This window comes from Xylanibacter ruminicola Ga6B6, from assembly GCF_000687715.1.
Taxonomy (GTDB): Bacteria; Bacteroidota; Bacteroidia; order Bacteroidales; family Bacteroidaceae; genus Prevotella; species Prevotella ruminicola_B.
Genome location: NZ_JHXD01000023.1, coordinates 37,327 through 51,271 on the forward strand (window position 1 = coordinate 37,327; position 13,945 = coordinate 51,271).

At 44.3% G+C, this 13,945-nt stretch carries 9 protein-coding genes; 8 read left to right on the forward strand and 1 reads right to left on the reverse strand.

Going from position 1 to position 13,945, the window contains the following annotated elements:
* The first annotated feature begins 1 nt into the window (after nt 1).
* The 8 genes from T500_RS0112390 (at nt 2) to T500_RS15970 (ending at nt 13,208) form a co-directional block, all read left to right on the forward strand.
* Nucleotides 2–1,033 carry a glycosidase gene (locus T500_RS0112390; RefSeq protein ID WP_028908377.1) on the forward strand — a complete coding sequence of 344 codons (1,032 nt, stop codon included), beginning with the start codon at nt 2–4 and terminating at the stop codon, nt 1,031–1,033.
* Nucleotides 1,034–1,203: 170 nt separating this feature from the next.
* Nucleotides 1,204–4,308: a SusC/RagA family TonB-linked outer membrane protein gene (locus T500_RS0112395; RefSeq protein ID WP_036909077.1), complete on the forward strand. Its 3,105-nt coding sequence runs from the start codon at nt 1,204–1,206 to the stop codon at nt 4,306–4,308.
* Nucleotides 4,309–4,324: 16 nt separating this feature from the next.
* Nucleotides 4,325–5,827 (forward strand): RagB/SusD family nutrient uptake outer membrane protein, encoded by a 1,503-nt coding sequence (locus T500_RS0112400; RefSeq protein WP_028908379.1) that lies wholly within the window; start codon nt 4,325–4,327, stop codon nt 5,825–5,827.
* 21 nt (nt 5,828–5,848) lie between these two features.
* The gene (locus T500_RS0112405; protein ID WP_028908380.1) at nt 5,849–6,808 is read left to right on the forward strand and encodes a hypothetical protein; all 960 of its coding nucleotides are present in this window, start codon (nt 5,849–5,851) and stop codon (nt 6,806–6,808) included.
* A 10-nt stretch (nt 6,809–6,818) separates the two neighbouring features.
* The gene (locus tag T500_RS0112410; RefSeq protein WP_028908381.1) at nt 6,819–8,300 is read left to right on the forward strand and encodes a hypothetical protein; all 1,482 of its coding nucleotides are present in this window, start codon (nt 6,819–6,821) and stop codon (nt 8,298–8,300) included.
* Nucleotides 8,301–8,303: 3 nt separating this feature from the next.
* On the forward strand, nt 8,304–9,497 hold the full coding sequence (locus T500_RS0112415) for a glycoside hydrolase family 26 protein (protein ID WP_028908382.1): 1,194 nt from the start codon (nt 8,304–8,306) through the stop codon (nt 9,495–9,497).
* Nucleotides 9,498–9,552: 55 nt separating this feature from the next.
* Nucleotides 9,553–12,057, forward strand: a complete 2,505-nt coding sequence (locus T500_RS0112420; RefSeq protein WP_230580907.1) for a glycoside hydrolase family 2 protein — start codon at nt 9,553–9,555, stop codon at nt 12,055–12,057.
* A gap of 86 nt (nt 12,058–12,143) precedes the next feature.
* A complete protein-coding gene (locus T500_RS15970) occupies nt 12,144–13,208 on the forward strand; it encodes a glycoside hydrolase family 26 protein (protein ID WP_230580908.1) in 1,065 nt (354 codons plus the stop codon).
* A 197-nt stretch (nt 13,209–13,405) separates the two neighbouring features.
* Here the strand turns inward: T500_RS15970 and T500_RS0112430 are convergent, their stop codons facing one another.
* Nucleotides 13,406–13,843 carry an N-acetylmuramoyl-L-alanine amidase gene (locus tag T500_RS0112430; RefSeq protein WP_028908384.1) on the reverse strand — a complete coding sequence of 146 codons (438 nt, stop codon included), beginning with the start codon at nt 13,841–13,843 and terminating at the stop codon, nt 13,406–13,408.
* Nucleotides 13,844–13,945 lie beyond the last annotated feature (102 nt).

Below are 13,945 nucleotides of genomic sequence, written 5' to 3' on the forward strand. Positions count from 1 at the left end.
AATGAAACTGATTAAATCAAGTGAGAATCCCATACTAACTCCCAATCCTATTAACGAGTGGGAGTCTCTGATTACCTGTAATCCCGGTGTTATCTACGATAAAGGTATATTCTATATGCTGTATCGTGCGGCAGGAAACGATAAAGAACATGTTATCCGTTTTGGGTTAGCTACAAGTAAGGACGGTGTTCATTTTGAACGTTCATCTAAAGAGTTTGCGTTTGGACCAAGTATTGATGGATATGACAGTGGTTGCATTGAAGATCCTCGCATCGTGAAGTTCGACGATGATTTTTATATCACCTATGCTTATCGCCCTTATGCACCAGGCCAATATTGGACGTTTGCGCACGATGTTGTATTATTGCCCGAGTGTGGTGATCATGCTCCGTTGGCCATTAAACAGAATCTGGGAAATACAGCGTTGGCTGTTACTAAGGATTTCGTGAATTTTAAGCGTTTAGGCCGCTTGACCTCACCTGTTCTCGACGATCGTGATGTTATCTTGTTCCCAGAGCAGGTGGGTGGTAAGTATGTGATGTTGCATCGCCCTAAACAGTATGTTGGCGATGAGTATGGTGTAAAGTATCCGTCGGTTTGGATAAAGTTCTCTGACGACTTGCTTGATTGGGAATCCAAAGAAAGCCACCTGCTGATGACTGGTATCGAGGGTACTTGGGAAGAGAAAATCGGAGGCAGCACACCGCCTATCCGTACTGAGGCTGGATGGTTAATGCTTTACCATGGTGTTGAACATGGTGGATGTGGCTTTTACCGAGTGGGGGCTGTTCTGCTTGATATTGATAATCCACTGAAGATGATTGCCCGTACACCTCAGCCTATTCTTGAACCTGAGTTAGACTACGAACTCAATGGTATGTATCATGGCTGTGTTTTTCCCACGGGAAATGTGGTTGTTGACGACACGTTATATGTTTATTATGGTGCTGCTGATATGAATATCGGTTTGGCCACATGCCCCTTAAACGACCTGATTAACTATTTAAAATCTGATACCTGTAAGTTTGTCTGACCTAAAGAAATGTTAAATCGTTAGGTGTTCAAAATAGTATAGCCTTAGGACATTTATTATAATCAATAATTGCAAAGATATCTCTACCTTTGCAGCGTGAAAGTTTGCTGATTCAAATCCCGGGTGAAGAAGCACTTGAGCATATAAACAACATCTATAATGAATTAAAAATGAAAAGGATTAAGAACCTGAATTTTATGGCAGTTGTGTCGAAATTGGTACTGACTGTCTGTCTCATTTATTGCTCGAATGCAATCTATGCACAGTCGCCTGAGACCATCGATGTGTCTGGGCGTGTGAAGGATACCTCTGGTGCTCCACTGATAGGTGTCACCATACAATGTGAAGGAAAATCTACTGGTACTATTAGCGATTTGGATGGCTTTTATAAAATAAATAAGGTACGTAAAGGTTCCATTCTGCGTTTCTCGTATGTAGGAATGGCTGATAAAACGGTAGTTGTTGGTAGTGATAGGACCATCGATGTAATGATGGAGGATGATAGCCAGGTGTTAGATCAAGTGGTTGTTATCGGTTACGGTAGTGTGAAGAAAAGTGATCTGACAGGTTCTGTAGCAACAGTAAAGATGGATAAGTTGCAGGAAATACCTGCCAATTCTGTTGAGAGTTTGCTGCAGGGACGTGCTGCAGGTTTACAGGTGGTTAATTCGTCACAAGATCCAGGTGCATCATCCACGGTTCGTATCCGTGGTGGTAGTTCGTTAAATGGCTCTAATGCTCCTCTTGTGGTTGTTGATGGGTTTCCTTTAGGCGATGCTGGCGATCTGAAACAGATAAACCCTGCCGATATCGTTAATATCGAAGTGCTTAAAGATGCATCGGCCAGTGCTATATATGGATCGCGTGGTGCTAATGGTGTTATTATGGTTACCACTAAGCGTGCTAAAACAGGAACTACCAATATCACCGTACGTCAGCAGCTCACCTTGTCGGAGTTTAGTGGAAAACTCGATGTTTGGCGCGACCCGGTGTTGATGGCTACTCTTAACAATGAATCGCGTATTAATGGCAATCTGGAACCCATGTATGTGGGTAAAATAAACTCTGCAGGCATCTATTATCCTAGTATCAATGAATTGATGACAACGTGGACTACGCGTACTGACTGGTCTGATCTGGTCTTCCGCGACCATCCTATCTCTAATAATACCACGGCTACCATTTCAAGTTCTAACGATAGAACCATGTTCAATCTTAGTGCAAATTACTTTACCGACCAGGGCATGTACATTAAGGACTCATATAAAAAAGGTGGCTACAATCTGAGTGTTGACCATAACGTGTTCGATAACTTCAAAATCCGTTTTTCTAATATTTTGAGTGCAGGTTGGCGTAACACAAATAATGGCTTGGCATTCTGGCGAAATCCTATTTATCCTGTGTATAATGAGGATGGATCGTATTACCTGCTGAATGCCAGCGACTATAGTCATCCTATTGCCATTTCTGACAATCAGGTAAACAAGTCGCAGACCATCGATGTGATTTCCTCATTGGCCTTTGAATGGCAGCCTCTTCCAGAACTTAAAATTACCGAACAGTTGAATTACAAATTCGGAAAGTCTACTAGCGATGCTTATTATCCTAAGACCTACACCGAAGCAGGAACTATGAATAATGGTCAGGCAGTGATGTCTAATTGGGGAGGAACCAATCTGGTATCCGAGACTTTTGCCAACTTCCAGAAAGACTTTGGTCGCCATGCTCTTGGCGTCATGGCAGGTTTCTCATGGGAGTATTACCATAGCCGTAGTTCAAGTCTTACAGCTCGTGATTTTGTAAACGAGGCATTAAGATATGAAAATATGGGAGCTGGTAGCCCTGAGAAGAATGTTGTGTCTAACGGTCTGTCTACCAATACGTTATTGTCGGGAATGTTTCGTGCAAACTATACCTATGCCGATCGTTATCTGCTTACTTTGACAGCACGTGCCGATGGCTCTTCAAAATTTGGTGATAATAATAAATGGGCATTCTTCCCCTCTGGTGCCATCAGCTGGAAAGCCCAGGAAGAGGAGTTTATCAAGAACCTTCATTTGTTTGATGAACTGAAGTTCCGTCTTAGTTATGGTGTTTCTGGTAATCAGGGTATCAGCCCTTATCAAACACTGAGCCGATATGGTACCGATATGTATTACAACGATGGTACATGGGTAACCACGATAGGTCCTGGTTATGTATCAGGTTGGACTGGTCCTGGTTATATTTATCGCGTATGGAGTGGTATTCCTAATCCAAGCCTGAAGTGGGAGACAACATCTCAGACCGACTTTGGTATTGATATGGCTTTCTTTAACCGTCGTCTTCGTGTCTCTCTTGATGTCTACGATAAGCAAACGCGTGATTTGCTCCGTCAGCGAAACCTGCCGCTGTCTTCAAGCTACGATAAGATGTGGGTTAATGATGGAAAAATACAGAATCGCGGTTTCGAAGTCACTGTCGAGGGTAATATCATCAGTACACATGATATGAGCTTGTCAGGTACTCTTATCTATTCCATGAATCGTAATAAGGTAAAAAGTCTGGGAAATACTCTGGAGTCGGGCTTGATTACCGACGAACTCACAGGTATGCTCTTTGAGTATTCGGGCAACAGTCTGGAACAGTATCGCGATTATACCAATATCTTGGCCATTGGTCAGCCTGTATATGCATTCTATGGCTATAAGGTTGATGGCATAGTACAGACATTGAATGAGGGTATTGACGCTGGTCTTGCCGGCGAGTATGCACAGCCAGGTGAGTTTAAGTATGTTGACTTGAATGGTGACGGACAGATTTCCGAAGCTGATAAATGTGTGATTGGCGATCCTAATCCGGATTTTACGGCCAGTTTGGCACTTAATTTCACTTACAAGCATCTGGATGCAAGCATCTTCTTAAATGGTGTGTTCGGACAGGACGTCCTGAATACCCAGAAGTTTGGCACTTCAAGCAATTCTCCATTGCGTTGGACACCCGACAACCCCACCAATGATTATCCTCGTTTGCGTGAAGGCCGTCAGACTAAGATATCTGATTGGTGGTTAGAAGATGGTTCGTTTGTACGTATTCAGAATGCCAGTGTGGGTTATACGTTCAATATGCCTCAACGCAGTTTCCTTGAAAAGGCACGCCTTTACCTGAATGTGCAGAATCTTTATACATTCACTGGATTCAAAGGATACGATCCAGAAGTAGGACTTAATGGTGTGTATAGCGGTGGATTCCCACGCCTTCGTAAGTGGACCGTTGGTTTTGATTTAACATTCTAAAAACAACAATGTAATTATGAAAACAAAAAATCTTATAACAATGCTTGCCGGCACATTTGTGTTGGGGGCTTGCAGTCTGAAAGAGGAACCTTATGGTTTCTACTCTGAAGACAATTTTTATAAAACTGCTGCTGATGCCGAGGCCTCGTTGACGTATGCCTATGGTACGCTGAATTATCTGGAGTATTCGCGCTCAGTGTTCTTCCTTGGTGATATGCCTACTGAGGAATTGACAACAAAATCAGATGCGGCAGCCGACAATCAGGATCTGAATAACTGGAAGGTGGCCAATTTTAAGACAAATGGTACACTCGAAAACTTCTTTAAATATGCATTTATCGGTGTGAACAGAGCCAATGCTGTTATCCAGAATGTTGAGAATGCATCTTTCGACGAGAATGCTCGTAAGCAAATCTTAGGCGAGGCCTATTTCCTGCGTGCATGGAACTATTTTAACCTGGTTAGGAATTTTGGCTTGGTGCCCATGCATACAACAATGGTTGACGAACTTGATGAAACTTCATCGCCCTTTGCATCTAACCTGGATGAGCTTTATGATCTTATTCTTGGTGATTGCCGTAAGGCATCTGATATCCTGCCAGTTTACGATACACCTAAAACCGGACGTACCGACCGTGTGGCAGCGCAATCGTTGGCAGCAAAGGCCTATCTCTATGTAGCTTCAGCCAAAGAGCATAATGTGATGCTGTATCGTGATATGCACCGTGATATCAAAGAGATGTATGATAGTGCTGCCTACTATGCTGGTCAGGTCATCAATAGCCAGTCAACCTATGGTTTCGAGGGTAACTTGTTGGACATCTATGATGTAGAGAAAAGTCACGGTAAAGAGCATATCTTTATGATGGCCATGGACCGATCGGGTACAACAGAGGGTCAATACTCTAAGATATCTAAGATGTTCATACCATATATCGACGGTGCGGCTATCTATCTGAAGCAGGGCGATACCGATACGTATATACCTTCGCACGACGGATGGGGTGAATACCGCACTACGCCAGAGTTCTATAATAGTTTCGATGCTAGCGATAAGCGTAAGACCGATTTGATTGTGAGCAAGGTTTATCGAGCAGATGGCAGTTTGAATGTGGAGTACCCAGGCGCATTGCCTTATCCCTTCTGTCGTAAGTACATCGATCCTAATTACGATGGTGATAAAACCAGCACACGCCCTTTCCTGATTCGTTTCTCTGATGTGGCGCTGATATATGCAGAGGCTGCTGGTCCTACTGATAAATCATATGAATTAGTTAACTATATTCGTCATCGTGCCGGACTTGGCGATATGGCTCGCAATCTAAATCAGGATGAGTTCCGACAGGCAGTTATACAGGAACGTAAGTTTGAAATGGCTTACGAGGGCGATTATATGTACGATCTGCGCCGTACTAACCGAATCCAGAGTGTTGCCGAGGCTGCTGGTCTTTCCGAAGATCAGGTAACTTTCTATCCGATTCCTCAGGCCGAAATTAATTTAAATGGTAGTTTAAGATAATAAAACATAAAAAAAAACGTTATGAAATATATAAGGAAATATGTTTTCCTGCTTGTTGGTGTGCTGTTGTTACAGTCGTGCGTAAAAGATATGCAGGATGATATTAATAACGGTGGTTGGAACCATGAGCGTTCCGTTATAGAAATTGAGTTCGAAAATCAGATAGGTGTAGCAATGATTGAGAATACCGATGCCACAACTGGAAATATTGATCTGGCCATCAATGTTGGTGCCCAGTCCAATATGTCGAGTGTTAAACTAACCGCTATCCAAGTGTCGTATCAGGCCCAGAGCTCGGTAAAAGTAGGCGATGCTATGGATTTCAGCAATGGCAAGGCTTCGTTTACCGTTACCTCTACACTGGGCGAAACAAGAACGTATACTATCAACGTGTCGGAGTTTACAGAGACTCTGACAGGCACTTATCAGGTAAATGCCCTCACCATATTCGGTGGTACTGGCCCAGAGTATGGTGGTGGAGCCATCATGCAGCTGGCCGATAAGCCATGGTGCTGGTCGGATACCTATGGTCCGGAGGTAGAGTGCGATAATACGCTCACGTTTACAATGACAGGTGTAACCCCCGATGGTTCAACCACAGGCACATGCATTAACCATGCTGGAGCCGATGGTAAGTATGCCGATTTTATCTTCAATGGTAGTATGAACAAGGAAGAGTCGGGGGTGGATATCGATTTAAAGAAGTTTTATCGACAGATTCCTGAGGGCGAGAGTACTTGGATCAGAAACTATTCGGATGGAACCGTGTCGTTTATTGATAAGGACGGTAAGACCACTATCGGTAAGTTTGTGGATGCAGGAACTGTAGATGTGGGCTATGATAAGAGCTTCACGGTCAGCAATCAGGCATTCCAGTTCTCTCTGAATGGTACTGATGATTGGACGAATATTTATAGCGACTATGATAAGTTCGCCAAGAAGCCAAGAATACTTTGGGTAAGTGTAACTAAGGTAAACTAAGATTGTTTTTATGGATGTAAGAATGCTTTTAGCTGGTTTAGCTGTTCCTTTCTTTACTGCATCGTGCTCAATGCACGATGTGGTAGAGATTAAGGTGGCCGATGAAGTAATAAACGCCGATTACGTTGGTAATGGTGTAGAATGGGATCCGTACGACGAGGCTGAGTTGTGGGGCACTGAAGTATCCGACGACGACTGGCAGACGCTATATAAGCGACTCGACTTTATGCAACCGCAGTATGTGCGCTGCATGATCAATAGCCCGTTCCGTTATTACACCCCTCAAACGGGAACGTACGATAAAGCCCGTCATCTAAAATCCATCTCGCGCCTGCTGAAGTATTGCACCCAGAAACAAATCACGGTTATCTTTGGCGAATACAATCCCCCTACATGGGAGATGAAGGCTGATCAGAAATGGATCGACATGTCGGTTGATTATCTCAACTATCTCGTCTGCGATCAAGGCTTTACCTGCATCAAACATTTTGTGATATTCAACGAGCCTGATGGCGACTGGGCCTCGACTAATGGCGATTATCGCTTATGGCTTGATATGCTGCATCGGTTCCATCAGAAGATGTCTGAGTATCCCGGATTGCTCGACAAGGTATCGCTGGCAGGTCCCGATGTAGTGTCGCATTACAAAAATCCTCATTCTGAATTCGATGCTTACGGATGGGTGACTAATACGGCAGCCATGGCCGACTCTATTGTTGGTATTTATGATATTCATGCTTATCCAGGACAGTATGAGGTTAGGAGCGGAAGGTACGGAGAGACGTTGGCTGCATTCAGAAGTAAGGTTCCTGCAGGAAAGAAAATCGTGCTTGGCGAGGCGGGCTTCAAATACCAGCAGACCGAAGACTCTCTGCTATTAGCCGAGTACAAGCGCCGTGTAGAGAATCATCCTTTTACCAAGGGTTCTGATTGTAACATGCTTTGTTACGACTACTTTTATGGACTCGACATGCCTATGTTGGCCATGGAGGTCATGAACCATGGCTTCTCAGGGCTAGCTATCTGGATGCTCGATGATGCCATGCATAGCAATGGTGATACGGGAAGGCCTGAGGACATAAAGATCTGGGGACTATGGAATATCTTAGGTAACGAGGTGTTCAATAAACCTGATGAGGAGGCCATGCGCCCATTGTATTACACTTGGTCATTAATGTGTAAGTATTTCCCCAAAGGCACTAACATCCTCAAGACAAGTAGAGTTGCCAATGAAGGCGTGTTCTGCGTAGCTGGCGAGTATCAAGGGCATAATACCATTGCCATCGTTAATGTAGGCGATGCTGATAAGACCATCCAGCTGTCGTTACCTACAGTCATTAACAATGCTGATAAGTATTTGTATGAAGAACCCCATCAGTTAAAGGGAACTAATGGTTTCCCCATTCCTGTAGAACAAAATCTAACGTTGAACAGCGGCCAACGCATAACGGTAAAGGCGCAGTCGTTTGTTCTATACACAAACATCAAATAACACATGACTTCAATATATAGAAAAATAAAATGGGCAGTTTGTCTTATTTCCGTGCTGCCCATTGTATCTTGTACAGCAGCTGGCGATGAGACAGAGAAAGAGCATGAGCAGCCTTCTTCAGGAAGTGTTACTCTTTCTGTTTCCGATAGTCAGGCCACTGCAGAAACAAAGGCGCTGTATGCTAACTTATGGGAGGTTCAGCAAAAAGGTTTTATGTTCGGTCATCACGATGATCTTTTTTATGGCAGATATTGGTATAATAAGTCTGGAAACTCTGATACCAAAGATGTCTGTGGCGATTATCCAGCTGTGTTTAGCTGCGATTTCGCAGAAATAATGGATGACCGTTATGAGACAGCTAAAGAGGCAAACGACATCAGGAAACGCTGCATTCTGGAAGCACGCCGTCGTGGTGAAGTGATTACTGCCTGCTGCCATCTGAATAATCCTTTGACAGGAGGCGACTCGTGGGATAACTCGAGCCATATGGTAGTAGCAGAGATCCTTACTGATGGCAGTGCCACGCAACTTAAGTTCAAGTCGTGGCTTGACAGATTGGTTACGTTTGCGCTGAGTTTGAAAGATGATAACGGACGTTTTATTCCTATTATCTTCCGTCCCTTTCATGAGCATACACAAACCTGGTCGTGGTGGGGTAAGTCGTGTACTACCGAGGCGGAGTTTATCAGTTTATGGCGATTTACTGTAGATTATCTGCAACATGCAGGTGTTCATCATTTTATCTATGCTGTTTCGCCACAGATGGACAGTCGCAAGACGATGGATGATTTCCTGTTTCGCTGGCCTGGCGACGATTATGTTGATTTTATAGGCATGGACTGTTATCATGGCTTGAATCCAGAGGTGTTCTCACACAATCTCAAGACTCTCTCTGATTTGTCGGCCAATAAACACAAGCCTTGTGGCGTAACCGAAACCGGTGTGGAATCATTTACTGATAAGAATTATTGGACCAAGCAGATATTGACACCAGCCGCAGGACGCAAGGTTAGTATGATTGTGATGTGGCGAAACAAGTTTGTCAATGGCAACGAAGCCGATAAACATTATTATTCAGTTTATGGTGGACATCCTTCGGCCTCCGATTTTGTAAAGTTCTACAATAGTGAGCTGACCCTGTTCAGCAAGGATCTGAATGATATGTATAGTTTACCAAGCCATATAACTGTAAATTAGCATGGAAAAGAGATGTATATTTTTAATCGTTACAATATTCTGTTTTTTAGGAATTATGGCAAATAATGTTCAAAGAGTAGAGTTGAGATCAGATTGGCAGTTCAAGCAGGTTCGACAGGGCAATTGGCTTCCTGCCATAGTGCCGGGCACCGTGCATACCGACTTGATGGCCAACGGCATCATCCCCGATCCTTTTATCGGATTGAACGAGCGTGGTGTGCAGTGGATTGATAAGGAAGACTGGATATATAGAACCGCATTCGGTGTGGATGAGAGCATATTCTCCAAACATAATGTCTGGATAGAGTTCGATGGTCTTGATACCTATGCCGATGTTTACCTGAACGACAGTCTGATTATCAAGGCTGACAACATGTTCCGCAGATGGAAAGCCGATATCCGTCAATTGTTGAAACGCTCGGATAATGAGCTGAAGGTTTATTTCCATTCGCCCGTCAAAGTCGACGTGCCTAAATGGGATGCACTGCCATACCATTACGAAGCAGCCAACGACCAGTCGGAGAATGGTGGACTTTTTGATAAGAAAATCAGTATCTTTGCCCGCAAAGCCGGTTATCATTATGGTTGGGACTGGGGGCCTCGACTGGTTACATCGGGCATTTGGCGAAAGGTGTCGTTGGTAGCTTGGAATGACGTTAGGATTACCGATGTGTATACCGAGCAGCCGCTGGTTAGCAAGGCCAAGGCAAAAATCCGACAGACGGTTGAAATCTTTGCCGATGCTGATGGAATGGCCATGGTTCAGACAACAGATCACGCTGGCAACAACTATGCCGATAAAAAGGTAAAGCTGGAAAAAGGAGTTAATACGGTGACATTAGAGTTCTGTATCAACAACCCCAAACTCTGGTGGTGTAATGGCTTGGGCAAGCCCAACCTCTATACCTTTAATGTAAAGGTGCAAAAAGATGATTCTTCTGATACTTATACGCAGAGAACGGGAATTCGTTCCATCAAGTTGCTCACTCAGAAAGACGAGTGGGGGCAGGAGTTCTGTTTTGAGTTGAATGGTGTACGTGTGTTCATGAAAGGAGCCGACTATATCCCCTGCGATAATTTTCTGCCGCGTGTCACAAAGTCGGTCTACGAGAAAACCATTCAGGATGCTGTTGATGTGAACATGAATATGCTCAGAGTGTGGGGCGGCGGTATCTACGAAGACGATTATTTCTATGAACTTTGCGATGAGAAGGGTATACTTATCTGGCAGGATTTTATGTTCGCCTGTAGCCTCTATCCTGCATCAGGTGCCTTGTTGGAGAATATACGTCAGGAGGCCATCGACAATGTTCGCCGATTGCGCAACCACCCCTGTATAGCCTTGTGGTGTGGCAATAACGAATGTCAGGACGGATGGTACAACTGGGGCTGGAAAAAGCGACTCGAAGACCAGAAGCCTGAATATGCCGAAAAGGTCTGGAAAGAATACGAAGATCTGTTCTATCATCTTCTGCCCGAGGTTGTTGGTAAGTATCATTCTGCCATAGCCTATTGGCCTTCATCGCCTTTTGGTGGCTATGGTCATGGTAGCATAGAAACATCTGGCGATTATCACTATTGGGCAGTATGGCATGCTAAGAAACCCATCTCTGAGTATAATAATACACGTTTCCGTTTCTGTAGCGAATACGGTATGCAGAGTTTCCCTGAGTTTGAGTCGGTTAAACAGTTTGCACCACAACCCAACGACTGGGATATCTATTCGGATGTTATGATGTCGCACCAGCGTGGCGGTATGCATGCCAATCAGCTGATAGAGTCTTATCTGCTCAGTGAGTATAAACGTCCTAAGGATTTCGAATCGTTGCTGTATGTAGGCCAGCTGATGCAGGGCGATGCTATGAAGACAGCTATCGAATCGCATCGCCGCGAGAAAGGTTACTGTTGGGGCACACTGCTTTGGCAGATTAACGACTGCTGGCCAGTAGCATCGTGGGCCACTCGTGATTATTACGGAAGATGGAAGGCTGCACATTATCTGATGCGTAACTCGTATCGTGATATACTTGTCTCTCCGATTGAGAAGGACGGTAATCTGCAGGTTTATATTGTCAACGACCGTCTTACTTCAACTTCCGGTCAGCTGTCGATAAAGGTCCTCGATATGGATGGTGCTGTCAGGAATCAGCACACTAAGCAAGTGCGTGTGCCTGCTAATGTGTCGAAGAATGTATTCTCTGTCCCCGTCAAGCAGTTGTTGAATCATGAACAGACCGACCAGGTGGTCATACTTGCCGAGTTTACCGATAGGGAACACTATGGTAACATCTTTTACCTGAAGCCACCAAAGGACGTTAAGTTCAAGAAGTCTGCAGTGGTCTACCAGATGATAAAGGTTGTTGATGGCTATCGATTGGTGATTTCGGCCGATAAGGTGGCAAGAGGTGTGTTCCTGTCGCTCGATGGTACCGACAATTTCTTTAGTGATAACTATTTTGACTTGATACCAGGTGCAAAGAAGCAGGTATATGTCAAGACTGATTTGAATGAGGACGATTTTAGAAAACAATTAAAGATAACAATACTCAACAATATCTAAATAACAACGTAAAAATGAACAAGTTTTATATATTGATAATGTTAGTATGTAGCTATACTAACATAGGGGCTCATACTACCCTGAAAATGGTAGATCCAGATGCAACAGCTGAGACAAAAGCACTCTATGCCAATTTATGGGCTATCCAGCAGCGAGGCTTTATGTTCGGTCACCACGATGATTTGAGCTATGGTCGCCATTGGCAGGGCGTTAAGGGAAAATCAGATACGAAAGACGTGTGTGGTGATTATCCTGCCGTGTATAGTCTCGACTTTGCCAGTATGATGGATGATAGATTTAATCCCCAAAGCGATTGGGTGGCGCAATCAAAGCAGAACATTCTGGCAGCGCGTCGCCGTGGCGAGGTGATTACCGCTTGTTGCCATCTTAATAACCCTTTAACCGGTGGTGATTCGTGGGACAACTCGAGCCGTGCTGTTGTGGCTGGTATCCTGAAAAATGGTAGCAATACTCAGGCCAAGTTTAACACATGGTTAGATCGTTTGATTAGCTTCGTAAAGGATTTAAAGGACGATAACGGACATCCAATCCCCATTATCTTTCGTCCATTCCACGAGCATACACAAACCTGGAACTGGTGGGGCCGTGGCTGTGCAACCGAGTCTGAGTTCGTAAACCTTTGGAGGTACACCGTGGCTTATCTGATGCGGGGTGGTGTCCACCAGTTTATCTATATCATCTCGCCTCAGTCGGGAGGTGCTGATGGTGAGGAGCGCTTTACTTATTGGTGGCCTGGCGACGATTATGTCGACATGATTGGTTATGATTTCTATGAGCAGGAGAATCCCATCGATTTCTATATCAGTTTGAAGAGTTTATCTGCTGTGTCAGCCAAGAAACAGAAACCCTGTGCAGTTACCGAGACCGGTCTCGAAGCTTTTTCTAATCCTCGCTATTGGACCGACCAGATTTTACAGCCTGCTACAGCATCGGGTGTGCATATAAGTTTCATAACCTTCTGGCGAAATAAGTATGTAGGAAAGAACGAGAAGGATACTCATTTCTTCTCTGTTTTTCCAGGACATCCCTCTGAACAGGATTTCAAGGCATTCTATTGCGATAAACGTACCTATTTTAGTCGCGATTTGCCTGATATGTATTCTCCCGTTACCGGAATCATCGTTGAGTAAACAATTAAGAGGATGTGCCTATTTCTTTTGCACATCCTCTTACTTTTATATCAATTCGGGTATAAAATCGTTTAAATTATTTAAAATTATACCCGTTTTGATATATTATTGCCTTTTACTGGATAAACGAGAAAGTGTTTTATAGATAAAAAATCCCCCAGCTTATCGCAAGCTGGAGGATTCTCTTTTAATGGTTACTACTGTTCTAAAGCTAATGGTTGTAGGTGCTGGTACTCGGTGCGGGCGTCGAAACAGGGACAGGCCTTGGTTACCCAGGGAAGGTCGCGGTGACCAATGATCTCGGCATTGGGGTAGTCAACCTTCAGACTACGTAGCAATGCGATGAGCGTTTGTTTCTGGGCTGGGGTGCGGGTGTCGGCTGGATTACCTTTCTCGTCTAATCCACCTTCGTAGCAGATGCCTATGCTGTGGGCATTGTAGTGGCGGGCGTGTATACCAATCTCGTCTTCGTCGCGGGTGGCGTAGAGCTGTCCGTCGTGCTCAATGTAGTAGTGATAGCCTATGCCCTTGTTGTGGAATCGGGCGTTGTGGCAGCTCTCGAGGTCCTTGACGGTAAATCGTCGGTTGCTGCGAGTGGCACTGCAATGGATGATAATAAGGTTTACTGTGCGCATGACTGTACGGCTATCGATCCGAGAACAGAGGTTATTACTGTAGCGATGAATTTTAGGACTTTTGCTACCTTGGTCCAATTAACTTTTGCCTTCATGTTAAGT